Annotated in this window: 29 protein-coding genes and 2 riboswitches; of the genes, 17 read left to right on the forward strand and 12 right to left on the reverse strand. The window is 66.3% G+C overall.

What is annotated here, in order from left to right:
- Positions 1-100 precede the first annotated feature (100 nt).
- Positions 101-201: riboswitch (glycine riboswitch) on the forward strand.
- Positions 202-321: riboswitch (glycine riboswitch) on the forward strand.
- Positions 322-377: 56 nt separating this feature from the next.
- Genes gcvT through LWE61_RS04860 form a run of 5 tightly spaced genes read left to right on the forward strand, consistent with a single transcriptional unit; the run spans position 378 to position 5,479 of the window.
- The gene (gene gcvT / locus LWE61_RS04840; RefSeq protein WP_234148899.1) at positions 378-1,538 is read left to right on the forward strand and encodes a glycine cleavage system aminomethyltransferase GcvT; all 1,161 of its coding nucleotides are present in this window, start codon (positions 378-380) and stop codon (positions 1,536-1,538) included.
- Positions 1,535-1,906, forward strand: coding sequence for a glycine cleavage system protein GcvH (gene gcvH / locus LWE61_RS04845; RefSeq protein ID WP_234148900.1), 372 nt, complete (start codon positions 1,535-1,537; stop codon positions 1,904-1,906). Before gcvT ends, gcvH begins: the two co-directional genes overlap by 4 nt.
- A 39-nt stretch (positions 1,907-1,945) precedes the next feature.
- A complete protein-coding gene (gene gcvPA / locus LWE61_RS04850; protein ID WP_234148901.1) occupies positions 1,946-3,304 on the forward strand; it encodes an aminomethyl-transferring glycine dehydrogenase subunit GcvPA in 1,359 nt (452 codons plus the stop codon).
- Positions 3,301-4,875: an aminomethyl-transferring glycine dehydrogenase subunit GcvPB gene (gene gcvPB / locus LWE61_RS04855; RefSeq protein ID WP_234148902.1), complete on the forward strand. Its 1,575-nt coding sequence runs from the start codon at positions 3,301-3,303 to the stop codon at positions 4,873-4,875. Before gcvPA ends, gcvPB begins: the two co-directional genes overlap by 4 nt.
- 4 nt (positions 4,876-4,879) lie before the next feature.
- A complete protein-coding gene (locus tag LWE61_RS04860; protein ID WP_234148903.1) occupies positions 4,880-5,479 on the forward strand; it encodes a DUF938 domain-containing protein in 600 nt (199 codons plus the stop codon).
- A gap of 59 nt (positions 5,480-5,538) precedes the next feature.
- Here the strand turns inward: LWE61_RS04860 and LWE61_RS04865 are convergent, their stop codons facing one another.
- The 7 genes from LWE61_RS04865 to LWE61_RS04895 form a co-directional block, all read right to left on the reverse strand.
- Complete coding sequence (locus LWE61_RS04865) at positions 5,539-6,486, reverse strand: DMT family transporter (protein WP_326490601.1); 948 nt, start codon at positions 6,484-6,486, stop codon at positions 5,539-5,541.
- A gap of 248 nt (positions 6,487-6,734) precedes the next feature.
- Entirely contained in the window at positions 6,735-7,529 is a 795-nt protein-coding gene (locus LWE61_RS04870) for a class I SAM-dependent methyltransferase (RefSeq protein ID WP_234148904.1), read from the reverse strand.
- A gap of 472 nt (positions 7,530-8,001) precedes the next feature.
- A complete protein-coding gene (locus LWE61_RS04875) occupies positions 8,002-8,256 on the reverse strand; it encodes an ATP synthase F1 subunit epsilon (protein ID WP_234148905.1) in 255 nt (84 codons plus the stop codon).
- 51 nt (positions 8,257-8,307) lie between these two features.
- Positions 8,308-9,753, reverse strand: coding sequence for a F0F1 ATP synthase subunit beta (gene atpD / locus LWE61_RS04880; protein ID WP_234148906.1), 1,446 nt, complete (start codon positions 9,751-9,753; stop codon positions 8,308-8,310).
- A 24-nt stretch (positions 9,754-9,777) separates the two neighbouring features.
- Positions 9,778-10,647 carry a F0F1 ATP synthase subunit gamma gene (locus LWE61_RS04885; RefSeq protein WP_234148907.1) on the reverse strand — a complete coding sequence of 290 codons (870 nt, stop codon included), beginning with the start codon at positions 10,645-10,647 and terminating at the stop codon, positions 9,778-9,780.
- A gap of 100 nt (positions 10,648-10,747) precedes the next feature.
- The gene (gene atpA, locus LWE61_RS04890; protein ID WP_234148908.1) at positions 10,748-12,277 is read right to left on the reverse strand and encodes a F0F1 ATP synthase subunit alpha; all 1,530 of its coding nucleotides are present in this window, start codon (positions 12,275-12,277) and stop codon (positions 10,748-10,750) included.
- Between the two features lie 32 nt (positions 12,278-12,309).
- Positions 12,310-12,864, reverse strand: coding sequence for a F0F1 ATP synthase subunit delta (locus LWE61_RS04895; protein ID WP_234148909.1), 555 nt, complete (start codon positions 12,862-12,864; stop codon positions 12,310-12,312).
- A gap of 345 nt (positions 12,865-13,209) precedes the next feature.
- Here LWE61_RS04895 and LWE61_RS20580 point away from each other — a divergent pair, with 345 nt between their 5' ends.
- Positions 13,210-14,922, forward strand: coding sequence for a methyl-accepting chemotaxis protein (locus LWE61_RS20580; RefSeq protein ID WP_267961584.1), 1,713 nt, complete (start codon positions 13,210-13,212; stop codon positions 14,920-14,922).
- 56 nt (positions 14,923-14,978) lie between these two features.
- On the opposite strand, the gene LWE61_RS04905 is transcribed toward LWE61_RS20580, so the two are convergent.
- Positions 14,979-15,257, reverse strand: coding sequence for a hypothetical protein (locus LWE61_RS04905; protein ID WP_234148910.1), 279 nt, complete (start codon positions 15,255-15,257; stop codon positions 14,979-14,981).
- A 121-nt stretch (positions 15,258-15,378) separates the two neighbouring features.
- Positions 15,379-15,684 carry a hypothetical protein gene (locus LWE61_RS04910; protein WP_234148911.1) on the reverse strand — a complete coding sequence of 102 codons (306 nt, stop codon included), beginning with the start codon at positions 15,682-15,684 and terminating at the stop codon, positions 15,379-15,381.
- Positions 15,685-15,882: 198 nt separating this feature from the next.
- Here LWE61_RS04910 and LWE61_RS04915 point away from each other — a divergent pair, with 198 nt between their 5' ends.
- Together LWE61_RS04915 and LWE61_RS04920 are read left to right on the forward strand one after the other, a co-directional pair.
- Positions 15,883-16,665: a sulfite exporter TauE/SafE family protein gene (locus LWE61_RS04915; RefSeq protein ID WP_234148912.1), complete on the forward strand. Its 783-nt coding sequence runs from the start codon at positions 15,883-15,885 to the stop codon at positions 16,663-16,665.
- 20 nt (positions 16,666-16,685) lie between these two features.
- A complete protein-coding gene (locus LWE61_RS04920) occupies positions 16,686-17,090 on the forward strand; it encodes a PH domain-containing protein (RefSeq protein ID WP_407696189.1) in 405 nt (134 codons plus the stop codon).
- Positions 17,091-17,328: 238 nt separating this feature from the next.
- On the opposite strand, the gene LWE61_RS04925 is transcribed toward LWE61_RS04920, so the two are convergent.
- Complete coding sequence (locus LWE61_RS04925) at positions 17,329-18,492, reverse strand: penicillin-binding protein activator (RefSeq protein WP_407696193.1); 1,164 nt, start codon at positions 18,490-18,492, stop codon at positions 17,329-17,331.
- A 62-nt stretch (positions 18,493-18,554) separates the two neighbouring features.
- Between LWE61_RS04925 and rsmI the strand changes: the two genes are divergently transcribed.
- From rsmI to LWE61_RS04945, 4 genes are all read left to right on the forward strand, one after another.
- A complete protein-coding gene (gene rsmI / locus LWE61_RS04930; protein ID WP_234148915.1) occupies positions 18,555-19,418 on the forward strand; it encodes a 16S rRNA (cytidine(1402)-2'-O)-methyltransferase in 864 nt (287 codons plus the stop codon).
- Positions 19,415-19,783, forward strand: coding sequence for a YraN family protein (locus LWE61_RS04935; protein ID WP_234148916.1), 369 nt, complete (start codon positions 19,415-19,417; stop codon positions 19,781-19,783). The genes rsmI and LWE61_RS04935 overlap by 4 nt, the downstream gene beginning before the upstream one ends.
- Positions 19,784-19,876: 93 nt before the next feature.
- Positions 19,877-20,851: a glutathione synthase gene (gene gshB / locus LWE61_RS04940; RefSeq protein WP_234148917.1), complete on the forward strand. Its 975-nt coding sequence runs from the start codon at positions 19,877-19,879 to the stop codon at positions 20,849-20,851.
- Between the two features lie 4 nt (positions 20,852-20,855).
- Positions 20,856-21,461 carry a DedA family protein gene (locus tag LWE61_RS04945; protein WP_234148918.1) on the forward strand — a complete coding sequence of 202 codons (606 nt, stop codon included), beginning with the start codon at positions 20,856-20,858 and terminating at the stop codon, positions 21,459-21,461.
- 100 nt (positions 21,462-21,561) lie between these two features.
- On the opposite strand, the gene LWE61_RS04950 is transcribed toward LWE61_RS04945, so the two are convergent.
- Positions 21,562-22,455, reverse strand: a complete 894-nt coding sequence (locus LWE61_RS04950; protein ID WP_234148919.1) for a tyrosine recombinase XerC — start codon at positions 22,453-22,455, stop codon at positions 21,562-21,564.
- Between the two features lie 265 nt (positions 22,456-22,720).
- Here LWE61_RS04950 and LWE61_RS04955 point away from each other — a divergent pair, with 265 nt between their 5' ends.
- Both LWE61_RS04955 and LWE61_RS04960 read left to right on the forward strand, forming a co-directional pair.
- Positions 22,721-22,882 carry a hypothetical protein gene (locus tag LWE61_RS04955; protein ID WP_234148920.1) on the forward strand — a complete coding sequence of 54 codons (162 nt, stop codon included), beginning with the start codon at positions 22,721-22,723 and terminating at the stop codon, positions 22,880-22,882.
- An 87-nt stretch (positions 22,883-22,969) separates the two neighbouring features.
- Positions 22,970-23,260: a glycine zipper 2TM domain-containing protein gene (locus LWE61_RS04960; RefSeq protein WP_234148921.1), complete on the forward strand. Its 291-nt coding sequence runs from the start codon at positions 22,970-22,972 to the stop codon at positions 23,258-23,260.
- A 9-nt stretch (positions 23,261-23,269) separates the two neighbouring features.
- Here LWE61_RS04960 and LWE61_RS04965 read toward each other — a convergent pair whose 3' ends face one another.
- The gene (locus LWE61_RS04965; protein ID WP_234148922.1) at positions 23,270-23,542 is read right to left on the reverse strand and encodes a DUF1294 domain-containing protein; all 273 of its coding nucleotides are present in this window, start codon (positions 23,540-23,542) and stop codon (positions 23,270-23,272) included.
- Positions 23,543-23,773: 231 nt separating this feature from the next.
- On the opposite strand from LWE61_RS04965, the gene LWE61_RS04970 reads away from it, so the two are divergent.
- Genes LWE61_RS04970 through hslO form a run of 3 tightly spaced genes read left to right on the forward strand, consistent with a single transcriptional unit; the run spans position 23,774 to position 26,849 of the window.
- Positions 23,774-24,973, forward strand: coding sequence for an aspartate aminotransferase family protein (locus LWE61_RS04970; RefSeq protein ID WP_234148923.1), 1,200 nt, complete (start codon positions 23,774-23,776; stop codon positions 24,971-24,973).
- Positions 24,970-25,917 carry an ornithine carbamoyltransferase gene (argF, locus tag LWE61_RS04975; protein ID WP_326490602.1) on the forward strand — a complete coding sequence of 316 codons (948 nt, stop codon included), beginning with the start codon at positions 24,970-24,972 and terminating at the stop codon, positions 25,915-25,917. Before LWE61_RS04970 ends, argF begins: the two co-directional genes overlap by 4 nt.
- Positions 25,914-26,849, forward strand: coding sequence for an Hsp33 family molecular chaperone HslO (hslO, locus tag LWE61_RS04980; protein ID WP_234148924.1), 936 nt, complete (start codon positions 25,914-25,916; stop codon positions 26,847-26,849). Before argF ends, hslO begins: the two co-directional genes overlap by 4 nt.
- Positions 26,850-26,922 lie beyond the last annotated feature (73 nt).

The following is a 26,922-nucleotide window of genomic DNA, read 5'->3' on the forward strand; positions in this document are numbered from 1 at the left end:
GACGCGCGCGGCCGCGTATGCGCGATTGACTCGAATCGGGCGGGCGGTCATGTCTGGGCCGTCGCTGGTGCGTTGCACAATTTCGATTGGGCAGCGTGGCAGGGTCACTGCGGGAGAGCGTCGTCCGGCCGAAAGGCGCGGAGGCCGCCGAAGGAGCAACCACCCCGGAATCTCTCAGGTCCAAAGGACCGCAGTGGCATAGACACTCTGGAAAGCGGACAAGGGGTCACACCCGCGTCCCACCGAAGGGGTAAGCCGGTTTGCGATCCATGCGATGGCGGGCCGGTCAAAGCTCTCAGGTTCCGTGACAGAGGGGGTCGGAACGGTGTCGCAATCCACGCGGCCAGCCGGACCGCGTCCTTTTTACGGGAATTGCTATGAGCGACGATGCATCCATTGGACTTGATGTGCAGCCTACCGAGGCTTTGCCGCTGGACGCCTGGCACCGGGCGCGTGGCGGGCGGATGGTGGAGTTCGCCGGTTACTGGCTGCCCATCCAGTATGACGGCATCATCGCCGAGCATCTGTGGACGCGCGAGAGTGCGGGCCTGTTCGATGTCAGCCATATGGGCCAGTTGCAGGTCAGTGGACCGAACGCGGCGGCGGAGCTGGAGAAGATCCTGCCCGGCGACGTCATCGGCCTGAAGGCGGGCAAGGTCCGTTACTCGCTGCTGCTGGACGAGAATGGCGGTATTTTGGATGATCTGATGGTCACCAATGCGGGCGACCACCTGTTCCTGATCGTCAATGGCGCGTGCAAATGGGACGATATCGCCCATTTGCGGGAATTTCTGCCGGACGAGATCCACCTCCATTACCAGGACGAGCATGCGTTGCTGGCCCTGCAGGGACCGAAGGCGGTCGATGCGCTGGCGCGGCTGGGCCTCGTCCCCGCCGCCGAGGGCGCGCCGGCTGTCGAGGGGCTGCGCTTCATGGAAGCCGCGCCCTATCTGTGGGGCGAGCGGCCGCTGGGGATCAGCCGGTCGGGCTATACCGGCGAGGACGGGTTCGAGATTTCGGTCCATGCTGACGATGCCGAGGCGTTGGCCGACGCACTGACCGCGCAGCCGGAGGTGAAGCCCATCGGGCTGGGCGCGCGCGATTCGCTGCGGCTGGAGGCGGGCCTGCCGCTCTATGGGCATGACCTGCATCCGGGCGTGAGCGTGATTGCCGCCGGGCTGGGCTTTGCCGTGTCGAAGCGCCGCCGGACGGAGGGCGGTTTTCTGGGCGATGCGCGCGTCATGGCGGAATTGCTGGGTGCGCCCGCGCAGGTGCGCGTCGGCCTGACGCTGGACGGGCGGCTGCCCGCGCGCGAGGGTGCGGCCATCCATGCGGGCGAGACGCAGGTCGGCACCGTAACCTCCGGTGGTTTCGCGCCGAGCATCGGTGCGCCGATCGCGATGGGCTGGGTCGATGCCGCCCACGCCGCGACCGGCACCCCCCTCACCATCGAAGTGCGAGGCAAGCATCTGACCGCGAAGGTCGCGGCCATGCCCTTCGTCCCCCACCGCTACGTCCGCAGAGGAGCCACGACATGAGCCGCTATTTCACCGACGAACATGAATGGATCGACGTGTCCGGCGACATCGCCACCGTGGGCATCACCGATTATGCGCAGGAGCAATTGGGCGACATCGTGTTCGTGGAACTGCCCGCAGAGGGCAAGGTCTTCGCCAAGGGCGACGATGCCGCCGTGGTCGAATCCGTCAAGGCGGCGTCCGACGTCTATGCCCCCATCTCCGGCGAGGTGGTGGAAGCCAATGGTGCGCTGGAGGATGAACCGGCGCTGGTCAATTCGGATGCGGAGGAGGACGGCTGGTTCTTCAAGCTGCGCCTGACCGACACGTCTGAACTGGACGAACTGATGGACGAGGCCGCGTACAAGGAATTTGTCGCGAATCTTTGAGGCCGATGCCTCCCCTGCCTGCATGAGAAGGCCCGATTGATGCGTTACCTGCCCCTGTCCGATGCCGACCGCGCCGCCATGCTGGACGTCATCGGGGCGTCCTCCGTGGAGGCCCTGTTTGCAGACGTGCCCGCCGCCGCCCTGCTTGACGGGCCGGTGCCGGGCCTGCCCGCCCATGCCAGCGAAATGGCGGTGCAGCGGCATATGGCGGCGCTGGCCGGGCAGAATATGGCGGCGGGCAGCGTGCCCTTCTTCCTCGGTGCGGGGGCGTACAAGCATCATGTGCCCGCCAGCGTGGATCATCTGATCCAGCGCGGCGAGTTCCTGACCGCCTACACCCCCTATCAGCCGGAGATCGCGCAGGGCACGTTGCAGGTGCTGTTCGAGTTCCAGACGCAGGTGGCGCGCCTCTATGGCATGGATGTAGCCAACGCCTCCATGTACGACGGGTCGACCGCCTGCTGGGAAGCGATCGTGATGGCGCGGCGGGTGACGAAGCGGGGCAAGGGCCTGTTGTCGTCGGGCCTGCATCCCCATTATGTCTCCGTCGCGGGCACGATGGCGAAGTTTACCGGGGACGTGCTGGTGCATGGCGCGCCCGCCCTGACGGCGGAGACGGATGCGGAGGCGCTGATCGCGGCGATCGACCGGGATACGAGCTGTGTCGTGGTGCAATATCCCGATATTCTCGGCCGGATCACTGACCTGACCCCGATTGCGGAGGCGGCCCATGCGGCGGGGGCGCTGCTGATCGCGGTGGTGACGGAGCCTCTGGCGCTGGGCGCGATCCGGTCGCCCGGCGAGATGGGCGCGGACATTGTGGTGGGCGAGGGCCAGAGCATCGGCGTCGGCCTGCAATTCGGCGGACCTTATCTGGGCCTGTTCGCCTGCAAGGAGAAGCTGGTGCGACAGATGCCGGGCCGGTTGTGCGGGCAGACGGTGGATGCGGAGGGCAAGCGCGGTTTCGTGCTGACCCTGTCCACGCGCGAGCAGCATATCCGGCGCGAGAAGGCGACGTCCAACATCTGCACCAACAGCGGCCTGTGCGCGCTGGCGTTCAGCATCCATATGACGCTGCTGGGCGAGCGGGGCCTGCGCGATCTGGCGGCGCTGAACCATGCCAAGGCGGTGAAGGCGGCGGAGCGGCTGGCGCAGGTGCCGGGTGTGTCGCTGTTGAACGATGGGTTCTTCAACGAGTTTACCTTGGTGCTGCCCAAGGATGCGCGGGAGGCGGCGCGGGCGCTGGCCGACCGCCATATATTGGGCGGGGTGTCGCTGGGGCGGCTGTATCCGGGGGAGACGGGCCTTGCCAACGGACTGGTGGTCGCAGTGACGGAGACGGTGACGGACGAGGATGTCGAGGCACTGGCGAACGGATTGACGGAGGTGCTGGCATGAGCATGCTGAAGGAAGGCCGCCCCACGGCCCCGGTCGCTGTCGAACAGGGCGACGCCATTCCCGCGACTTTCACCGGCAATCGCGGCCTGATGCTGGAAGAGGCGCTGATCTTTGAACTGGGCGATGACCGGACCACGGGCGTCGATCTGGAGCCGGCGCCGGCGGCCCCGTCGCGGCTGGGTGGGCTGGATCGTAGCGCGCCCATTGGGCTGGCGGGCCTGTCGGAGCCGGAGACGGTGCGCCATTACACCCGCCTGTCGCGTCAGAATTACGGCATCGACCTGGGCGTCTTCCCGCTCGGCTCCTGCACGATGAAGCATAATCCGCGCCTGAACGAGAGCGTGGCGCGGTTGCCCGGTTTCGCGGATGTGCACCCGTTGCAGCCTGTCTCCACCGTGCAGGGCGCGCTGGGCGTGATGGAGCAATTGTCCGACTGGCTGTTGAAGTTGACCAATATGGCGGCGGTCGCGCTCAGCCCCAAGGCGGGTGCGCATGGCGAACTGTGCGGGCTGCTGGCGATCCGGGCCGCGCTGGAGGCGCAGGGCGATGCGCGGTCGGTGATCCTGGTCCCCGAAAGCGCGCACGGCACCAATCCGGCGACGGCGGCTTTCTGCGGATACCGGGTCGAGGATATTCCCGCGACGGAGGATGGCCGGGTGAACGTCGCGGCGCTGACCGCACGGCTCGGCCCCGATGTGGCGGCGGTGATGATTACCAACCCCAACACTTGCGGCCTGTTCGAGCGGGACATGAAGGTGATCGCCGATGCGGTGCATGGCGTGGGCGCGTTCGTCTATTGCGACGGGGCCAATTTCAACGCCATCGTGGGCCGGGTGCGGCCGGGCGATCTGGGCGTCGATGCGATGCACATCAATCTGCACAAGACATTCTCCACCCCCCATGGCGGCGGCGGTCCCGGTTCGGGTCCGGTCGTGCTCTCGGCGGCGCTGGCCCCCTATGCGCCGCTGCCCTTCGTGGAGCGGGGCGAGGATGGCTCACTGCACCTGATCGAGGAGGAAACGGCGGGCGAGCATCATGCGGGCAGCTTTGGCCGGATGACCGCCTTCCACGGGCAGATGGGCATGTACACCCGCGCGCTGACCTATATGCTCAGCCATGGCAATGACGGGTTGCGGCAGGTCAGCGGCGATGCCGTGCTGAACGCCAATTATGTGCTGCGCAGTCTGGAGGGCGTGCTGGACGCACCATTCGGGGCGGCAGGGCCGTGCATGCATGAGGCGTTGTTCAGCGACAAAGGACTGGCCGAGGGCTTCTCCACCATCGACGTGGCCAAGGGCCTTATCGACGAGGGCTTCCACCCGATGACCATGTATTTCCCGCTGGTCGTCCATGGCGCGATGCTGGTCGAGCCGACCGAGACGGAGAGCAAGGCGGGGCTGGACCAGTTTATCGGCGCGCTCCGTTCCGTCGCGACGCGGGCCAAGAATGGCGATCCGTCGCTGAAGGGCGCGCCGCATTTCGCGCCACGCCGACGGCTGGACGAGACGCAGGCGGCGCGGAAGCCCGTGCTGAGCTGGACCCCGCCGGCTCCGGCGGAAGCGGCGGAATAAGGCCGTGACCGCCCGCCGCCATGCCCCCGCGACCGCGCGCAACCGGGAAGGCATAGCAGCGGTGCTGCGCGACGAACTGCCCACCGCCGGTCTGGTGCTGGAGGTGGCGAGCGGTACGGGCGAACATGCCGCCTATCTGGCGGGCCTGTTCCCCGCGCTGGAATGGCAGCCGAGCGATCCCGATGCGATGGCGCGTGAGTCCATATCGGCATGGCGGGAGGAGGGGGCGCTGCCCAATCTGCGCGCGCCGGTCGCTCTGGACGCGGCGGCGGAGCACTGGCCGCTGGACCATGCGGAGGCGATATTGTGCGTCAACATGGTGCATATCAGCCCATGGGAGGCGACGCTGGGATTGCTCGACGGGGCGGGGCGCATCCTGCCGCCGGGCGGGCCGCTGGTCCTTTACGGCCCGTATTTTCGCGACGCGGTGGAGACGGCGCCCAGCAATATCGCCTTCGACATCGACCTGCGCAATCGCAATCCGGCGTGGGGCCTGCGCCATCTGGAGGCGGTGGATCGGGCGGCGCGGGCGCGCGGGCTGGAGCCGATGCGGCTGGTGGACATGCCCGCGAACAATATCATTCGGGCGTATCGGCGGGTGTAACGCCGGTTGTGATGGCGGGATCGGCGTCGGCGTGACGCTGCCCCGTCATTCCAGGCCCGTCATTCGCGCATTTCGGCGTCGGCCTGCGCCCGCAGCGTGGCGATGCGGCCCAGCCGATGCTCACGCAGGACGATGTAGAGGCCGCTCGCCACGATCAGCCCCGCGCCGAGCCAGGTGGAGGCGATGGGCAGCGTGCCCCAGAACAGCCAGCCCAGCAGCGCGGCCCAGACGATGGCGCTATAATCCATGGGCATCACGATCACGACCCGCGCCCATTTCAGCGCGTTGGTCAGCAGCAACTGGGCGATCCCCCCGCACACGCCCATGGCGAGGATCAGCGCCCATGTGACCGGGTCATGGCCCTGGCCGAACCAGAGCATCAGCAGGCCCAGCGGCGGCACGGAGAGCAGGGTGAACCAGAAGACGATGGCGGACGGCGTCTCGCTGCGTGCCATGCTGCGCAGGATGATGGAGATGGTGGCAACGCCGACCGCCGCGATGATCGCGATGACGAGGCCGAAGAGGGGGAAATGGCCCGCATCCGGCCGGGCCATGACCACGACCCCGGCAAAGCCCACCAGCACCGCGATCCAGCGGTGGATGCCCGTCGCCTCCCGCAGGATCAGCGCGGAGAAGATCGTCGCGAAGATCGGCGCGCTGAAGCCGATGGTGGTCGATTCCGCCAGCGGCAACAGCATTACCGCGCCGAAGTTGAAGGCCATGCTGGTCAGACCAACGAAGGTGCGGGTGACGTGCAGGTCCAGCCGGTTCGTCGCGATGCCGCGCGGGCCGGTGGTCCACACGATCCAGGCATAGACGACCGGAACGGCGAACGCCTGACGATAGAAGAGCAGTTCGACCAGATGCACGTCGCGCGTGCCGAGCAGCTTGACCAGCGCCCACATCATGCTGAGCGCCACGACCGCGCCCAGGCGCAGGCCGATGGCGTAGAGCGGGCGTTCCGCGGGCGGCCCGGAGGACGCGGTGGTGGCGGAGGAGGAAGTCACGTCGGGCGCTTAGCCGCTCTTGCGCGCTGCGTCACCCATGCTCATCGCCTTTCGTCGTGGGGGACGCAAGGGGAGCGGCCGTGCGGGGTGGGGGAGAGAGAAGTCACTGGCCGCAAACGGGCAATGCCTAACAGGGCCAGAGACTGATGCATGGTTTGCCATGCGCGAATGTCCGGCGGCGGGTGGGCAGGGGCTGATCCGCGTCGGGTGCGCGGGTCAGCCTCTCCCATATGTGCTGCCCGTACTGGTCAGCGCGGCTTGCGGAAACGCAGCGTCATGCGGTCGCTCTCGCCGATGGCGGCATATCGGGCGCGGTCCACATCGCCCAGCCGGTAGGTGGGCGGCAGGGTCCAGACTCCATCGGGCCAGTCGGCGGTGTCGCGTGGGTTGGCGTTGATCTCCGACTGGGCCTCCAGCACGAACCCGGCCTGTTCGGCGAGGCGGCGGACGGTGGAGAGCTTCAGATAGCCGCTCTTCTTCTCCAGCGCGGTGTCGCGTCCTTCGGGCAGGCGATGATCGACGACGCCCAGAGTGCCGCCGGGCTTGAGGATAGCGAAGAACCGCTTGAAGGTCGCCTCGCCCGTGCCCGCCATCACCATGTTATGGACGTTGCGGAAGGTCAGGAGGGTATCGACGCTGCCGTCCGGTATCGCGCCCTCGGCGGGCCATGCGACCAGCTTCACCTTGCCATAGGTGGCGGGATCGGCGGCGAGCTTGGCGGCGAGCGCGTCATAGCCCCGGCCCGCCGACTGCCCCGCATAGAGCAGGCCGTTGTCGCGAGTGAGGGGGGCCAGTATCTCCGTGTACCAGCCGCCGCCGGGGCTATATTCGAGCACGGTCTGGCCGGGCGTGACCCCGAAGAAGGCGAGGGTTTCGGCGGGATGGCGATAGGCGTCGCGCGCGACATTGGCCGGGGTGCGGGTGGGCGCGGCGACGGCGGCGGCGATGGGCGCGGGGATAGGCTTCGGCGTGTCGCCATGGGCGCTGGCCGAGACGAAGAGCGCGACAGCGAGCAGGGGCAGGCGGGACAGGGGGAAGGGCACGGCGGAGGCTCCGTAGCTGCGTCGGGGAGAGGACGCGCATCGTGGCGCAGGCCGGCATGGGTTGCAAGGTGGATGGCGAGTGTATGGTGGGGCGCAAGGGGAGGGGGCGGCAGGCCGGGAGGTCGCAATTTCGTTCGGGTTGAGTTGGTCGAGAGGCTGAAGGGGAAGGGTGGTCTTGCGACAGGTTCAGGACGAACGGGGATGGAAAAGGGGACTGTTCGGCCGTCTTCTCATTGCCTCTCCTTCCGTCATTCCGGCGAGCAGGATGCCGAATCGCGCGCCGCCGGAGTAGAGGACGTCGGGTAGAGTGTCTGGGCCACGCCCCGGAGCAACGACGGTAATCTCCTCTCCCAGCCCGAATCCTATCGCGATGTAACCTCAGTATCGCCGCAAAAGAAAAAGGGCCACGTCGCCTGACGCAGCCCTGTGCTTCCGGGGATGGGACGGGGTGTCCGTCCGCTGTCCCGCTGACTTATTCAGCCTTTTCCGCGAGGACCGTCAGGCCCTTTTCGCTGACCTCGGCAAAGCCGCCCTCGACCAGGATGGTGCGCGGTTCGGCGTTGGCGGTCGCATAGACCTTGAGCGCGCCGTCCTTGACCGTCGACATGAAGGGCGCATGGCCTTCCAGCACGCCGAATTCGCCCTCGGTGCCGGGGACGACGACCATATGGACTTCCTCGGACAGGACGAGCTTTTCAGGGGTCACGAGTTCGAAATGCAGTGCCATTTTTATTTCCTATGCCTCTCCCCCCGCGAAGGAAGGGAGAGGGGAAGAGGATTATGCGGCTTCGGCAGCCAGCTTCTTGGCCTTCTCGACGGCTTCGTCGATGCCGCCGACCATGTAGAAGGCGTTCTCCGGCAGATGGTCATACTCGCCATCCACGACGGCCTTGAACGACTTCACCGTGTCTTCGATCTGCACGAACTTGCCGCTGATGCCGGTGAAGACCTCTGCGACGTGGAACGGCTGCGACAGGAACTTCTGGATCTTGCGCGCGCGGGCGACGGTCAGCTTATCCTCTTCGGACAGCTCGTCCATGCCCAGGATCGCGATGATGTCCTGCAGCGACTTGTACTTCTGGAGGGTTTCCTGAACGCGGCGGGCGGTGGAATAATGCTCCTCGCCCACGATGCGGGGTTCCAGAACGCGGCTGGTGGAGTCGAGCGGATCGACCGCCGGGTAGATGCCCAGCTCCGAAATCGCGCGGTTCAGCGTGGTCGTGGCGTCCAAGTGGGCGAACGACGCGGCAGGCGCCGGATCGGTCAAATCGTCCGCGGGAACATAGATCGCCTGCACCGAGGTGATCGAACCCTTGGTGGTGGAAGTGATGCGCTCCTGAAGGGCGCCCATGTCCGTCGCCAGCGTCGGCTGATAGCCCACGGCGGAAGGAATACGGCCGAGAAGTGCGGACACTTCCGAACCGGCCTGCGTGAAGCGGAAGATGTTGTCGACGAAGAAGAGCACGTCCTGGCCCTCCTGGTCGCGGAAATATTCCGCCATGGTCAGACCCGACAGGGCGACGCGAGCGCGGGCGCCCGGCGGCTCGTTCATCTGGCCAAACACCAGCGCGACCTTGGAGCCTTCCGAGGTCGGGTTGCCGTCGGCGTCCTTGGCGATGACGCCGGCGTCGAGGAATTCGTGATAGAGATCGTTGCCCTCGCGGGTGCGTTCACCCACGCCGGCGAACACGGACACGCCGCCATGGCCCTTGGCGATGTTGTTGATGAGTTCCTGGATGAGCACGGTCTTGCCCACGCCGGCGCCGCCGAACAGGCCGATCTTGCCACCGCGTGCATAGGGGGCGAGAAGGTCGATGACCTTGATACCCGTCACCAGGATCGCGGCGTCGGTCGACTGCTCGGTGAATTCCGGTGCCTTGGCGTGGATCGGGGCCGACAGCTTGGCGTTGACCGGGCCACGCTCATCGATCGGCTCGCCGATGACGTTCAGGATGCGACCGAGCGTCTCGGGACCGACGGGCACGGTGATCTGTGCGCCGGTGTCGACGACTTCCTGACCGCGCGTTAGGCCGTCGGTCGCGTCCATCGCGATGGTGCGGACGGTGTTTTCACCCAGATGCTGGGCGACTTCCAGAACCAGCTTGTTGCCGTTGTTGCTGGTGGTCAACGCGCTGAGAATGGAGGGGAGGCCGTCCTCGAAGATCACGTCGACGACGGCGCCGATGACCTGGGAGATCTTGCCCACATTGTTGGTGGTTGCCATGGTTCGTTTCCTTGCCTTCGGTCTTTAGAGCGCTTCGGCGCCAGCGATGATTTCGACGAGTTCAGTGGTGATCGCGGCCTGACGGCTGCGGTTATACTGGATCGTCAGGTTCTTGATGAGGTCGCCCGCGTTGCGCGTCGCATTGTCCATCGCGGTCATCGAGGCACCCTGCTCCGATGCCTGATTCTCAAGGAGGGCCTTGAAGATCTGGATGGTGATGTTGCGCGGCAGCAGGTCGGCGAGGATGCTTTCCTCGTCCGGTTCATAGTCCACCGTGGCGTCGGAGGTTGCGACGCCGCCTTCCGGAACCTTGACGGGGATGATCTGCTGCTCGGTCGGGATCTGCGCGAGGGCAGAGCGGAACGCCGAATAGAATAGATGCGCGACGTCGAACTGGCCAGCCTCATACAGGTCGGTCAGTTGCTTCGCGATGGCCTGCGCCTCGTCATAGCCGGGCGTGCGGACATGCGTCGTGTCATATTGCGCGACGATCAGGCCGGGGAAGGTGCGGCTGAGAACAGCCTTGCCCTTGCGGCCGATCAGGAAGAACTGCACCGTCTTGCCCTCCGCGATCAGGGCGTTCGCCTTGATGATCGCGGCCTTGACGATGTTGGAGTTGAACGCGCCAGCCAGACCCTTGTCGCCATTGGCGACGACGATCAGGTGGACCTGATCCTTGCCCGTGCCCGCCAGCAGCGGCGAACCGCCGACACCGACCTTGGACGCGAGGCTTGCGACCACGCCTTCCAGACGCTGCGAATAGGGGCGCGCGGCTTCGGCGGCGGCCTGCGCCTTGCGGAGCTTGGCGGCGGCGACCATCTGCTTGGCCTTGGTGATCTTCTGGGTCGATTTGACCGAGGTGATCCGCCCTTTGAGTTCCTTAAGAGATGCCATCTCGGTCCCTTTAACCCGTCATCCTGGCGAAGGTCGGGATCTCATGGGGCCATAGGGGCCACCAAAGATCCCAGCCCTCGCTGGGATGACGATCATCTGCTTATGCGAACGTCTTGCCGAAAGCCTTCAGCGCCTCGACCAGCTTACCCTTGGCCTCGTCGCCGAGATCCTTGGTGTCGCGGATCTTGGTCAGCACGTCGGCATGGTCGTGGCGCAGATAGGCCAGCATCGCAGCTTCATAGCGGGTCACGTCGCTGGTCGGGATACCGTCCAGATAGCCGTTGGTGCCCGCGAAGATCGACGCGGTCTGCTCCTCGAAGGGCAGCGGCGAGAACTGGGCCTGCTTGAGCAGTTCCGTCAGGCGCGCGCCGCGGTTCAGCAGCTTCTGCGTGGAGGCGTCGAGATCCGAACCGAACTGCGCGAAGGCAGCCATTTCGCGATACTGGGCCAGCTCCAGCTTGATCGAACCGGACACCTTCTTCATCGCCTTCGTCTGTGCGGCCGAGCCGACGCGCGACACGGACAGACCGACGTTGATGGCCGGGCGGACGCCCTGATAGAAGAGGTTGGTTTCGAGGAAGATCTGGCCGTCGGTGATCGAGATCACGTTGGTCGGGATGTACGCCGAAACGTCGCCGGCCTGCGTTTCGATGATCGGCAGGGCGGTCAGAGAGCCGCCGCCGTTAGCGTCGGACATCTTGGCCGCGCGCTCCAGGAGACGGCTGTGGAGATAGAAGACGTCGCCCGGATAGGCTTCGCGGCCCGGAGGACGACGCAGCAGCAGGGACATCTGGCGATAGGCGACGGCCTGCTTGGACAGATCGTCATAGACGATCAGGCCGTGCATGCCGTTGTCGCGGAAATATTCGCCCATCGCGGCGCCGGTGTAGGGCGCCAGGAACTGAAGCGGAGCAGGCTCGGAAGCCGTTGCCGCGACGACGATGGTGTACTCCATCGCGCCATTCTCTTCGAGCTGGCGGACGATCTGCGCGACGGTCGAGCGCTTCTGGCCGACGGCGACATAGATGCAGTAAAGCTTCTTGCTCTCGTCCGTGCCGGCGTTCGCAGCCTTCTGGTTGATGAAGGTGTCGATCGCGACGGCGGTTTTGCCGGTCTGGCGATCGCCGATGATCAGCTCGCGCTGGCCACGGCCGACAGGAACCAGCGTGTCGATGGCCTTCAGGCCGGTCTGCACAGGCTCGGAAACCGACTGGCGGGGAATGATGCCGGGGGCTTTGGCTTCGACGCGGGCGCGCAGGTCGGAAACGATCGGACCCTTGCCGTCGATGGGATTGCCCAGGCCGTCCACGACGCGGCCCAGCAGGCCCTTGCCGACGGGAACGTCGACGATCGTGCCGGTGCGCTTGACGACATCGCCTTCCTTGATCTCGGCATCCGAGCCGAAGATCACGACGCCGACGTTATCGGCTTCGAGGTTGAGCGCCATGCCCTGCACGCCATTGGCGAACTCGACCATTTCGCCCGCCTGGACGTTGTCGAGGCCATGGATGCGCGCGATGCCGTCACCGACGTTCAGCACGGTGCCGACTTCGCTGACCTGAGCCTCGGTGCCGAAGCTGGCGATCTGGTCCTTGATGACCTTCGAAATTTCTGCGGCGTTGATTTCCATGTTCAACCTTTCATCGGACCTTTTGAGGGCCTTTAGCCCTTCATCGCCTGGGCGAGCGTGTTGAGACGAGTGCGGATGGAGCTGTCGATCATCTGGCTGCCGATCTTGACGACCAGACCGCCCATGATCGCCGGATCGACGCGGGTTTCGAGCGAAACATCATTGCCCACGCGGGCTTTCAGCTTCGCACCCAATGCCTCGACCTGCTCGGCGGAGAGGGGATAGGCGCTCGTCACTTCCGCGCGGGTTTCACCCTTGTGCGCGGACACGAGCGTTTCATAGCAACGGATCATCCCCGACAATTTGTCGAGGCGCCGGTTGGAGGCGAGAACGCCCAGGAATTTGGTGGTCAGGGCATCGAGACCCAGCGATGCTGCCACGCCCGCCACAGCCTTTTCGGCATCGGCGCGCGCGATCAGCGGGCTGGACACGAGATTGCGGAAGTCGGCGACCTCCGCAAGCGCTGCCTTGACCGTCGAAAGGCTCTGGCCGACCGAATCGATCTGCCCATTGTCGCGTGCCAGCTCGAACAATGCGAGGGCGTAACGCCCTGCCAAGCTAGCCTGAATACCGCCGGAATTCTCCACGCGCCTGATGCCTCCGCGATCATCTTGATGTCATGACGGGACGGGGCAACGCTTAACAGCGCCCCCCGGAACGTGCGGGCCGGTTAGCAGGGGAGTCGCAATGACGCAAGGGAGGGTGGCCAGCGTTTGATGCGATCCGCTCGCATAAGTGGCCCGATAGCGAAACATGGTCCCGGCAATTATGACAGTTGTGTGACGCAATATATTGAAAAAACGGCAGAAATTTGCGGGTTTCGAGCGAAATTAACGGGGTGTTAGGCACGGTCCCCGCAATCGGCGTCCAAACCACAATCTGGGGAAATGATGATGTTTCGGCTCGGTCGGTCGATTCGGCATGATCTGTCGTTGCGCGCACTGTCTATGCACCTGTCCTCGTCGCTGGGCGCGCGGTTGCAGGCGGTGTTGCTGCTGGGTTTCCTGTTCGTCGCGGTGCAGGGGCTGCTGGCGATCGGCGCGCTGTGGACGTTCGACCGGGCGGCGGCGTCGCTGATCGACAGCCGTCTGGTCCCCATGTCGCGCATCCAGTCCATCGCGGATGAATATGGCGCGGGATTCGCCGTAGCTAACAAGGTGCGGGCGGGTACGATGACGCTGGCCAGCGGACGCAGCGAGCTATCCTCTCTGGAACGGGCGCTGGAGCAGGGGTGGCAGGGCATATTGGCCGATCCGCCGCAGGATTTCGACGCCGCGGTGGAGCGGCGCGTGCCCGCCGATGCGGCGCTGGCGGCGCTGGGCCGGGCGATCGCAACGGGCAATCGGGACAGCCTCGACTTCCTGCTGTCCGGCGGATTGTCGGGCGGAATCGACCCGTTGCTGATCGAGTTGCGGGCGCGGGCGGTGGCGCTGCGGGAGCAGGCGGAGGCGGATCGGCGGGGGCTGTGGATGGTCTTGTTGGGCGCGCAACTGGGCCTCGCCGCGCTGCTGCTGGTCGCCATGGCGGTCGGCCTGTGGCTAATGCGCCGGGTGCGCGGCTCGATCATCGAGCCGCTGGTGGCGATTGCGGGCCATGCGTCCGACCTGTCGGAGAATGGCCAGGCTGATGCCGTGCCCTATCAGAATTTCGAGGATGAGGTGGGCGGTATCGCCAGGGCGATAGCTGGTGCGCGGGCGCGGGCGCAGGACCATGCCCGGCTGCTGGAAGAACGGCAGGCGGCAGAGGAGGAGCGGCGGCGCGTCGAACATGCGGTCGCGGTGGCGGCGCGGCGGCGCGCGGCGACGTTGGACGGCTTTTTCGCGGAGTTCGGCGATGCGCTGGCCGCGATGGTGGAGGAACTGGCCTCCGCCGCGCAGCAGATGGGCGGCATGGCGGACGGCATGAACGCGGCGGCGGAACGGGCCGAGGCGCGGGCGGTGACGGTCGGGCATGGCTTTGAATCGACCGGCGCCAATATTTCGCGGATCGAGGAGGCGAGCGGCGTGATGCTGGACATCGGCGTCGCGGTCGGCGCGCGGACCGCCAGTTCGCTGGAGCATGGTGGCAAGGTGCATGACGAAAGCCGGCAGAATCGCGCCCATGCCCTGCAACTGCGGACGATGGTGGCGGAGATCAGCGGCACGCTGGACCTGATCAGCAGCGTGGCAAAGCAGACGAACCTGCTCGCGCTGAACGCCAGTATCGAGGCGAGCCGTGCAGGGGATGCGGGGCGCGGTTTCGCCGTGGTGGCGGCGGAAGTGAAATCCCTGTCGCATGACGCACAGCGCGCCGCGCACGAGATCGGGCGCAAGCTGGATTTCGTGCGCGGCACGGCGGACCGCGTACTGGCGAGCGCGACGGCGGTGGAGGTGCTGGCGCAGGAAATCGCGCACCAGTCCCGCGCGGCGGCGGAAGCGGTGAAGACGCACAAGGCGGCGAGTGGCCGGATCGTCGAGTCGCTGGAATGCGCGCGCGATCAGGTGGACGATGCGCTGCACGCGATGAAGGCGCTGCACGGCGACGCATCCGACGTGCGCCGGTCATCGCAGGAAGTGCAGGCCACATCCCGGTCCGTGGCGCAGCGCGCGGCCCATCTGCATGCGCGCTTCGAGGCGCTGTCGCGGGACGTGAAGGCGGCGGCCTGAATGGCCTGAATGAAGGACCGGGGAGCGCCGCCTGTGGTGGCCGCCTGCCAGACGATTCAGTCGCGGTCCTCGGTGGGGCCGAGGCCGTCCTCCTCGTCATCCATCTGCGGTTCGCCGGCGAAGGCGTCATTGTCGATGATGCCGCTGCGGACCATGGCGTTCATGCGCTCCACCAGATCGGGTTCGTCGGCGGGGGCGACCTGGGTGCGGTCGGCATTGCCGCCGCGCTCGCTGTCTTCGGACGGGTCGTTGTGGCGGTTGCGGGCGTCTTCGGCGACATCCTGCGCCTGATCGCCGTCGTCCTGCTCGCTGTTGTCGTCATATTCGCGTGCCATGATAGCCTCCTGATCGTCTGGGTCAGGAACGGGCGGGGCAGGGCACGGGTTCCGCCCCTGTCGCTGGCAGCGCCGCCACCGGGGGGCGACGGATCATCGCTCAGTTGGCGCCCGGTCGCGTTCAGTCGGCGTCGATCATGAACAGGGTCGAGTCGCGATATTTCACGTCCATGCGGTCGAACAGGGGGCTGATGACGAAACCATCGTCGCTGACCGTCACGTCGCTGAGGCCCGCGAGGTTGAAGCTGCCGACCTTCTCCTCCCGCGGGGGCACACCATCGCGCGATATGGTGATCGCGTCGATGAAGAAGCTGTCGTTGCGCCGGTACAGCACATGCGGGGCAATCGTGATCGGCGCCCTATTATAGGTGGCTTGCAGGCACTTGCGTAACGCAATCGCCTCGAAAATGGCCTTGTTGTCCAACATGGCCCTTCCCCTAAGCGTATCGGGGCCGGGGACGCAACGCCGTTTTTACGGGACAGAGGCGGAAAAGCGGCCCAATTGTGCTGCGCGCGCGGATTGACTAATGGGCCATTTCCCGGCGGCATGGCGCAATGGCCGACGGGCGCGCGTGCGGGACGCTGGCGACGGGCGCGGTTTGAGCATTGGGGACGGCGGGGCATCATGGACATTCTACACGCTGTTTCCGGCCTGCTGGTGGGCGCACTGGTCGGGCTGACCGGGGTCGGCGGCGGATCGTTGATGGCGCCGATCCTGATCCTGCTGATCGGCGTGGCGCCCGCGACGGCCGTCGGCACCGACCTGTGGTTCGCCGCGATCACCAAGCTGGTCGGCGGCACCGTGCACCACCGTTATGGCGACCCGGACTGGCAGGTGGTGCGGCGGCTGGCCTGTGGCAGCGTGCCCGCCGCCATCGTCACCCTGATCGTCCTGTCGCAGATGCACATGGGGCAGGTGAAGCAGGGTTTCATCATGAGCCTGCTGGGCGGGGCGCTGATCCTGACCGCGCTCGCCACCCTGTCCTGGGGCTGGATACGGCGCAAGGCGGCGGGCATCTCGCAACCGCGCGCGCTGGCCTATCGCCGGGTGCAGCCGGGGCTGACCGTGGCTGCGGGGGCGATATTGGGCGTGCTGGTGTCGATGACATCGGTGGGCGCTGGCGCGCTGGGCGCGACGATGCTGCTGGCGCTGTACCCGCGCCGCATGACGCCCGCGCGGCTGGTGGGAACGGACATCGTCCATGCCGTGCCGCTGACCATGGTCGCGGGGCTGGGCCATTTGTGGCTGGGCAATGTGAACTTCACGCTGCTGGGATCGTTGCTGGTGGGGTCCATACCGGGCATATTGATCGGGTCGTTGCTGGCCACGCGGGTTTCGGGCGGGATCATCCGGCCGTTCCTGGCGGTGGTGCTGGTGGCGAGCGGGTTGAAGATGCTGCTGAGCTGATAGTCACTTCTTGGGGGGAAATGCCCGTGGCGAAGACACCGTCCGATACGCGCTGGGTCTATGACGAGCATCCGGCGATGTTCGCCAACCATCCCTTCCTGTTCAGCCTGCTGGCGGTGACGATCATCGGTTTTGTGGTGATCGGCGTCTGGGCCATCGTGGTGCGGACGGAGCGGCTGGCGGTGGGCGAGCGGGACGTGCTGCTGGAGCGCGGCTTCATCGCCAAGCAACGGGTGCAGGTCAGCCGGGCCAGCGTGCGCGCGGTGCGGGTGACGCAGGGCGTGATGCAGCGGATGCTGGGCGTCGGCGACATAGAGATTTTCACCGGCGGCGATTTCCCGGAGATCGCGATTCGCGGACTGCCCCGTCCGAACGACGTGCGCGCACTGCTGGCCGATGCCGTGGCGGAGAATGAGGCGGTTTAGCTTGTATCGCGTGCGGTTTTTCGCGTGGGCAGGCTGTAGAGCCATTCTCACTGTCGTCCGTGCGTCCGTTACGGATGGGCACAGCCTCGACCGTCCGGTGCTGGTTCCTCCCAGTTGCTTTTGTCGGAACCCTGTGGGGTGAGGGAGGCCAAGCCTGGCCGAATATGGTCACAACAGAACAGATTGTGACGCGAAAAGAGCCTTCCGCGTCACGCCCTGATCCTATTTGCCCCTGACTCTATTTGCCGAAGCCGCGCGGGGCCGCATCGACGATACCGACCGCGCCTGTGCCCACTTCCGACACCTCCAGCGCCCGCTCCGCGACGCCGGTGTCGCCAAAGCGGAACGCGCCGTCGAGACCGGCAAAGCCCTCCCGGTCGTTCAGGCGGCTGGCGGGGAAGGGCGTGCCGACCTTCCAGTCCTGCGCGATGCGCACGGTCAGCAGCACCGCGTCATAACCCAGCGACGCCAGACGATAGGGCGCGGCTTGATAGCGGGCGCGATATTTGGTCGAGAATTGCCGATAAAGGCCGTCGCTGACGCTGGCGAACCAGGCGCCCTTCATCGCGGGGTTACCCAGGATGCTCTGGTCGGTGTTCCACAATTCGGTGCCCAGCAGGCGCGCCTTTGCCCCGCCGCCAGCCCGGACCAGCGGTGCGACCTGCACGGCGACCCGGCCAATGTCCGCGATCAGCAGCGCGTCATAGCTGGACGCGGCGGACAGGCGCTTGACCGCCGCAGCGACCGCGCCCGGCGAGCGGTCGAAGCTCTCCAGCGCGACCACCGTGCCGCCCTTGCCGCGCACGGCGTTGAGGAAGGCGTTGCCCGCCCGCTCGCCATAGACGCCCTTGGGCACCAGCGCCGCGAAATCGGTGACGCCGCGTTCGCGGGCATAGCCGACCACCCGCTCCACCGCCTGCGCCGGGATATAGCCCATCAGGTAGGTGCCGGGCGCGGAGACGCTGGCGTCGTTGGAGAAGCTGAGCATGGGCACGCCCGCCTGCCGGGTCAGCGGTGCGGCGGCGCGCACATCCTCGGCCGTCAGCGGGCCGAGGATCAGGCGGTTGCCCTCCGCCAGCGCCCGGCGGGTCGCGGCGGCGACGCCCCCGGCGGCGGCCGTGTCATAGGTGGTGATGCGCACCTGCTCCGTGCGCGTGTCGAACAGCGCCATGGTGGTCGCGTTGGCGATGGATCGGCCGACGCCCGCATTGGTGCCGCTGAGCGGTACGAGCAGGGCGACGCGGTGGCGCTGCGTATCGGTGGGCAGGGGCGCGATGACGTCCGGCCCGCTGGCCGTGGGCGGCGGCGGGGGCGGTGCGCGATCCGGCTTTGGCACGACGGCGCAGCCCGCGAGCGCCGCCACGGCGGTCAGGCCCGCCAATCGCATCATGGTCTGCCGCATCATGGTCCGCCGCCAAATGGCCGCTTGCGGCTTCCTACCCCTGTCTGTCATTGCTCGGTCCCATGTCCTCTGAAGCATCATCCGACGCATCGTCGCGGCTTGCGCCCGGCCTATACATTGTTGCGGGTCCGATCGGCAACTTATCCGACCTGACGCCGAGAGCCGCCGAAATCCTGCGGTTGGCGGACGTGGTGGCGGTAGAGGATACGCGGGTTTCCGCGAAGCTCCTGCGCCACGCCGGGTCCGATCGGCCCATGATTCCCTACCATGACCATAGCGACGAGCGGGTGCGAAGCCGTCTGGTGGACCGCATGGCGGGGGAAGCCGTGGCGCTGCTCTGCGACGCCGGAACCCCGCTGATTTCCGACCCCGGATACAAGCTGGTGCGAGATGCCCGTGCGGCGGGCCGAGCCGTGACGACCGCGCCCGGCCCCTGCGCGATGATCGCGGCGTTGACCCTGTCGGGCCTGCCCACCGACCGTTTCCTGTTCATGGGTTTCCTGCCGAACAAGGAAAAGGCGCGCGGCGACGCGCTGGCGGAGGTCATGGGGTTGCGCGCGACGTTGGTCTTCTATGAAAGCGGGCCGCGCACGGGCAAGTCGCTGGCCGCCATGGCCGGGGTGCTGGGCGACCGGGAGGCGGCGGTCGCGCGCGAGATCAGCAAGACGTTCGAGGAAGTGGCGACCGGCACCCTGCTCGAACTGGCGGAGCGGTACGCCGACAATGCCCCGCGCGGCGAGATCGTCATCGTTGTGGGACCGCCCTCCGACGAACCCGTCGCTGCGGCGGAGGAGGATGTGGACGCCGCCCTGCTCGACGCCATGGCGCGGTTGCCGGCGTCCAAGGCGGCGGGGGAAGTGGCGAAGCGGTTCGGGCTGGAGCGGCGCGCGCTCTATGACCGGGCGATGGAACTGAAAGAGGGATGAAGGCGCCCGCACCCCGGCGCGTGAAGGCGGAAAAGCGGGGACGGCAGGCGGAGCGGCTGTGCGGCTGGTGGTTGCGGCTGAAAGGCTGGTCGATCCTCGACCGGCGGGTGCGGACCCCGGCGGGGGAGATCGACCTGATCGCGCGGCGCGGCTCCATGGTCGCCTTTGTCGAGGTGAAGGCGCGCGGGAATGATGCGGACCTCGACCTTGCCATCGACGAGCGGCGGCTGGCGCGGGTCGCGCGGGCGGCGGAAAGTGTCGCGCATCTCTATTGCGCGCCGGGCGACGACATGCGGATCGACGTGATGCTCCTTGCGCCGGGGCGTCCGCCGCGCCATCTGGCGAATGTCTGGCATGGTGGCTGATTACCGCTCTGCCCGGACATAGCGGGCGGGAACGGACCACCGTATCGACCATGGCATCCCATGCCCCGGCCGGGCAAATGGAAGAGAAATATTATGAGCCTGAAAGTCGCGATGCAGATGGACCCGATGGAGGGGATCAACATCGGGGGCGATTCGACCTTCCACATCATGCTGTCGGCGCAGGCGCGAGGGCATAGCCTCTATCATTATCGCCCGGACGACCTGACATGGACCGGCGAGCGCCTGATCGCGCAGGCGCGTCCGGTGACGGTGCAGAAGGTCGCTGGCGATCATTTCACCTTTGGCGATCCGGTGCGGCTCGACCTGGGCCGGGACATCGACGTGGTGTGGATGCGGCAGGATCCGCCCTTCGACCTCAGCTACACCACCGCCACCCATCTGCTGGAACGGATCGAGGGGGAGACGCTGGTCGTCAACAATCCCGGTTCCGTGCGCAACGCGCCCGAAAAGCTGTTCGTGCTGGATTATGCGCGGTTCATGCCGCCGACCATGATTACCCGCAGCCTTGCCGAAACGCGCGCCTTCCTGGCGCAGCATGGCGAGATTGTGGTGAAGCCGCTCTATGGCAATGGCGGCGTCGCGGTGTTCCATATCGGCAGCGATGGCAAAAATCTGGCGAGCCTCGTGGAAATGTTCTCCGAGCGGTGGGTTGAACCCTTCATGGTGCAGGCCTTCATCCGCGACGTGGCGTCAGGTGACAAGCGTATCGTGCTGGTCGACGGCGAGGTCGCGGGCGCCGTCAACCGCATCCCCGGCAGCGGCGAAATCCGCTCCAACCTGGCGGTCGGCGGCAAGGCGGCGAAGACCGAACTGACGCCGCAGGAGCAGGAAATCTGCGCCATCCTCGGCCCGGAATTGAAGGCGCGGGGCCTGTTGTTCGTCGGCATCGACGTGATCGGCGGCAAATGGCTGACGGAGATCAACGTGACCTCCCCCACCGGCATCGTCGCCATCGACGCCTTCAACGGCAGCGATACCGGCGCGCTGATCTGGGACGCCATCGACGCGCGCCTCTCCGCACGCGCGGAGGCAGCGTCCGCGACGTGACGGCATGACGGAGTGGATCGTCACCCTGATCGACGCCGGGGGCTATTGGGGCATCGCCCTGCTGATGGTGATCGAGAATGTCTTTCCGCCGATCCCGTCGGAACTCATCATGGGTATCGGCGGGATTCGCGTCGGGCAGGGGCGGATGGACATGCTGCCCCTGCTGATCTTTGCCACGATCGGCAGCACGCTGGGCAATTATGTCTGGTATCTGATCGGCCGGGCGCTGGGCTTTCACCGCCTGCGCCCGCTGGTGGACCGCTGGGGCCGGGTGCTGACGCTGGAATGGCGTGACGTGCGGAAGATCAACCTGCTGTTCCGCAAATATGGGCCGGGCATCGTGTTCGTGTTCCGTTTCATGCCGGCGTTCCGGACTATGGTTTCGCTACCCGCGGGGCTGTTCCGCATGGGGCATGTGCGCTTCCTGATCTGGACGGCGGCGGGCGCGCTGATCTGGAACATCATATTGGCGGGCGGCGGTTGGTGGCTGGGCAGCCGGATCACGCGGATCGACGATTATCTCGGCCCGGTCAGCACGGCCGTCGTGGTGCTGGCGGTGGTCGCCTATGTCTGGCGCTTCCTGACGTGGAAGCCCTATTCGGCGGATTAGACGCGTTTTCCAGGCAGGTGGAATCACCTGCTGACTCGGAGAACGCGCCAAACCAAAAACTGAGAGTAGCCGGTCCGATGCAATCGGATCGGAAACGGCTCTAGGCCCGCGGGTGGGCGTTGCGATAGACGTCGAGCAGATGGGCGGCGTCCACCTGCGTATAGATTTGCGTCGAGGACAGGCTGGCATGGCCCAGCAATTCCTGAAGCGAGCGCAGGTCTGCGCCCCGGCCCAGCAGGTGCGTCGCGAAACTGTGGCGCAGCGCATGGGGGGTGGTGCGGTCCGACAGGCCCAGCCGGACCCGCGCTCCGCGCACCGATTTGCGCACGATACCGGCATCGAGAGGCCCGCCGCGCGCGCCCCGGAACAGCGGTTCGTCTTTGGCGGTGCCATAGGGGCATAGTCGTGCATAGTCGGCGATCGCCTGCGCGACCTGGGGCAGGAGGGGGACCAGCCGGGTCTTCCCCCGTTTGCCGGTGACGCGCAGCACGTCCGCCGGGGGCAGGATCGCGCCGGTCAGCGACAGCGCCTCCCCAATGCGCAGGCCCGCGCCATAGAGCAACAGCAGGATCGCCCAGTCGCGCGCCGCGATCCACGGCTCGCGCGCCTCGTCCGCCACATCCTCCGCCAGTGCAATCGCATCGTCCGGGCTGATCGGTCGGGGGATGCCGGGCTTGACGCGGGGGCCGCGCAGGGTGGGGATGCTGCCATCCTCCCCGCCCTGAAAGCGCAGGAAGGCCCGCACTGCCGACAGTTCGCGCGCGGTGGAGGCATTGCCGATCCCCTCCGCCCGGCGGGAGGCGACATAGGCGCGCAGGTCCGACGGGGTGAGCGCGGCCAGCGCGGCCTGATCCGCAACGCCGCCCGTGTCCGCCATCCAGTTGAGCAGCCGCTGCGCCGTCGCCATATAGGCGCGCACCGTATGCACGGAACGCCGCCGGTCGAGGGCGAGATGGTCGTGCCATCCAGCGATGAGGGGGGAGGGAAGGGACATGCAGAGGACAGTCTAGAGCCTTTTCCCAGTGCGTGAAAACGCTCCTGTGTTTCGATGCCGCATTTTCCGGGTCGTCGACCGTAAAAGAGGCAACGGGGAGATGCCCTGACCCGCGCAAAAGCCGAGGTCATCCATCTTTGGGACAGGTGGGACACATCGGCCAGGTGCGACCAAAGTCGCAATTGTTCCTGATGATATTTTAAGTCATTCGGAGGAGTATGGGAAGCAAGGAAAGGCGGCACAGCCTTCCACAGGAGATGATGCGATGATCGCACGCAATTCTGCGGCCGCTCAGGCGTGGCAGGGTGTTGAAGACGACCAGATCGGACCGCAGGTGCTGAGCGCCCTGCCTGTGGCTCTGGCGATCGGCGGGCTGGTGCTGGCCAGTGTTCTTGCGATGATCGGCATGGCCATCCTGCGCATGTGACCATCGACACAGCGGCGCAACAAATGGCGATCCCCTGCGTATAGTCTTTCGATAGGAGCCGCATCCGGCGGCACGGGAAGACGAGCCATGAAAAGAGCATATGGACAGGCGGCCTTGATGGCCCTCGCGGCGGTCGGCATGACCATCTCCGTACCGGCGGACGCCAAGAAAAAGCATCACAGCACCAAGGTTGCCAAGAAGAACGACCATGGCAATTGCCTGCGCTTCAACAAGACCACCGGCACGGCGGCCGGTGCGGTGGCGGGCGGCGTGCTGGGCAATGTCGTTCTGGGCGGCACCGGCGGCACCATTGCGGGCGCGGCGGCGGGCGGTCTGGCGGGGCATGAACTGTCCACCAATCGCCGCAAACGCTGCTGATCCTTCAGCCTACAGCAGGAACCAGCCGATCATCGCTCCCGCCTGAAGGCAGGCGATGACCTGCAACCTGATCGAGAAGGGCTGCTTGCGCGTCTTGTGGCGGAACAGGTTTCGGGCCAGAAACGCGCCGGGGCTGCCTCCGATCAATACCAGCGCGAGAAGATGGCTTTCCGCGATCCTGCGATCCCCCCGGACGGCGCGTCGCTTGTCCTGCCAGAAGCGCAGCATGGTATAGGCGTTGAGCGCGAGGAAGAGGGGCAGGACGATCAGGATGGTTGGCATCGACGCCCTTATCGGGAGGGAGGGTTAATCCTTTCTTTCCGGGGGTTGGGCCAGGGGTCGGGGCATATGACGGACCGGGCGCCATCTTCGCCCCGCATTGATCCCCCGCATTGATCCGCTGTGCCAAAATGCGTATAGCGCACATTCCCACCGGAACGGGCGGCCCTGATGGCCGCCTTTTTCCGTTTGTGGGCATGACTATCCATGGCTGATCGAAAGGAAGCCGCCCCCATGTCCGACAAGCCCATTACCCCCCTGATGCCCGTCTACCCCCGGTGCGACGTGCGTCCGGTGCGAGGCGAGGGCTGCTACCTGATCGGGGAGCGTGGCGAACGCTATCTGGACTTTGCGAGCGGCATTGCGGTCAACGCGCTGGGCCATGGCCATCCGGTTCTGGTCAAGGCGATCGCGGAGCAGGCGGCGACGCTGATGCACGTCTCCAACCTCTATGGCAGCCCGCAGGGTGAAGCCTATGCCCAACGGCTGGTCGATGCGACCTTTGCCGATACGGTGTTCTTCACCAACAGCGGTGCGGAGGCGGTGGAGTGCGCGATCAAGACCGCCCGTCGCTATCATTATGCCAATGGCAACCCGGAGCGGGGCACGCTCATCACCTTCAACAACGCCTTCCATGGCCGGACGCTGGGCACTATCTCCGCGACCAACCAGCCGAAGATGCGCGATGGGTTCGAGCCGCTGCTGCCCGGTTTCCGCTACGCGCCATTCAACGACCTCGACGCGGCGCTGAGCCAGGTCGATCTGAACACCGCCGGCTTCCTGCTGGAGCCGGTGCAGGGCGAAGGCGGCCTGCTGCCCGCGACACCGGAGTTCCTGAAGGGGCTGCGCGCGTTTGCGGACAAGCATGGCCTGCTTCTGGTGCTGGACGAGGTGCAGTCCGGCTTTGCTCGGACGGGCAAGATGTACGCCTATGAGCATTATGGCATCACGCCCGATATCATGGCGACCGCCAAGGGTATCGGCGGTGGCTTCCCCATGGGCGCCTGCCTCGCCACCGCGGAAGCGGCCAAGGGCATGGTGTTCGGCACCCATGGCTCCACCTATGGCGGCAACCCGCTCGCCATGGCGGTGGGCAGCGCGGTACTGGACGTGGTGCAGGGCGAGGGCTTCCTCGACCATGTTAACGCGATGGGCGATCGGATCCGCGCCAGCCTGGAGCAACTGATCCCCAACCATGATGAACTGTTCGATTCGGTGCGCGGTCTGGGCCTGATGATCGGCCTGCGCCTGAAGGTGGAGCCGCGCGACTTCGTGGCGCATCTGCGCGATAATCACGGCCTGCTGACCGTGTCGGGCGGCGACAATATCGTGCGTATCCTGCCGCCGCTGGTGGTCGAGGAAAGCCATATCGCGGAGTTTATCGAGAAGCTTTCGGCAGGGGCGGCGAGCTATAAGCTCCCGGTTCCGGCGTGAGTGGCGCGGCCAAAGGGGCGCGGCACTTCCTGAACCTGTCCGACGCGGGCGGGGATGCGCTGGCCGCGATGATCGGCGACGCCATCGACCGTAAGGGTGCGCGGCAGGGCCTGCCCAAGGGGGCGGTGGATCGCGACGCGCCGCTGGCGGGCCGCACGCTGGCGATGATCTTCGAGAAGAACTCGACCCGCACCCGCGTGTCCTTCGACATGGCGATCCGGCAACTGGGCGGCACTTCGCTGATCCTCGACGGCGGCACCAGCCAGTTGGGCCGGGGCGAGACGGTGGCGGACACCGCCCGCGTGCTGTCCCGCATGTGCGACGCCATCATGATCCGCACCGACGACCATGCCAAGATCGAGGAGATGGCGCGCCACGCGACCGTTCCCGTCATCAACGGCCTGACCGACCTGTCGCACCCGTGCCAGATCGTCGCGGACCTGCTGACCGTCATCGAGCATGGGCTGGCCCTGCCGGGCAGCCAGTGGGCGTGGCTGGGCGACGGCAATAATGTGCTGCACTCGATCATCGAGGCGGCGGGCCTGATGAAGTTCGATGTCCGCATCGGCTGCCCGGAAGGCTATGATCCCGACCCGGCCTTCATCGCGGAGGCCGAAAAGGCGGGCGCGCGCATCACCCTCAGCCGCGATGCGGCGACGGCGGCCAGCGGAGCGGATGTTGTCGTGACCGACACCTGGATCAGCATGGGCCAGTCCCATGCCGAGGAGAAGCTGGCGGCGATGATGCCCTATCAGGTGACGGAGGCGCTGATGGCGCTGGCAAAGCCGGACGCGAAATTCCTCCACTGCCTCCCCGCCCACCGCGAGGAGGAGGTGGTGAGCGCTGTCATCGACGGGCCGCAGTCGCTGATCTGGGACGAAGCGGAAAACCGCCTGCACGCCCAGAAATCCGTCCTGCTCTGGGCCTTCGGTCTGCTGGGATGACGGACGGCGGCCCCCATCTGGCCCCTTCCGGGCCGGGGAGCGACCTCGACACCGCGCTGGGCTTCCTGATTCCGGGGCGCTCGCTGCGTGGCCGTCTGGTGCGGCTCGACGCCGTGCTGAACGAAGTGCTGGCGGCCCATGCCTATCCGCCCGTGGTGGAGCGGCTGGTGGCGGAGGCGCTGGTGCTGGTCGGCCTGCTGGGCACGATGCTCAAGGATGATGCCGGGCAACTGACCTTGCAGGCGCAGACCGACCATGGGCCGGTCAGCCTGCTGGTTGCCGACTATCGCGGCGGCGCGGTGCGTGGCTATGCGCAGTTCGACGCGGAGAAACTGGCGGAACTGGGCGACCGCCCGACCCTGTTCGGCCTGTTCGGCAAAGGCTTCCTGGGCCTGACCTTCGACATGGAGACGACGGGCGAACGCTATCAGGGCATCGTGCCGTTGGAGGGGGATTCGCTGGCGCAAGCGGCGGAGCTTTATTTCGCCCAGTCGGAACAGATTCCGAGCATCGTGCAGATCGCCGTGCGGCATGACCCGGGCGAAGGCTGCATCGCGGCGGGTCTCGTCCTGCAACATATGCCGGAAGGCGAAGTGGGTCGCGAGCGGCTGCACGTCCGCCACGACCATCCCGATTGGGAACATGCCATGATCATGGCGGGCACGCTCAAGGATGTCGAACTCACCGACCGTGCGTTGCCGCTGCGCGACCTCGTCTGGCGGCTGTTCCATGAGGAAGGCGAAATCCGGGTGACGGAGGACAGGGGCCTCGCCAAGGGTTGCCGCTGCAACCTTGCCCATTTCGCCAATGTCCTGTCGCGTTTTCCGGTCGAAGAACAGGGCGAGATGGCGGATGAGCAAGGCGACATCATCGTCGACTGCGTTTTCTGTTCGAAGAAATTCGCCATTCCCCTGGCGGACCTTGCGTCCTGATATTCCCCGATAGTGGGATGGATATGCGGCAAGCCGAGATTATTCTGGGTTAATGCGATGGCGATCCTTTTCT

This window comes from Sphingobium sufflavum (assembly GCF_021403115.1).
Classification (GTDB): Bacteria; Pseudomonadota; Alphaproteobacteria; order Sphingomonadales; family Sphingomonadaceae; genus Sphingobium; species Sphingobium sufflavum.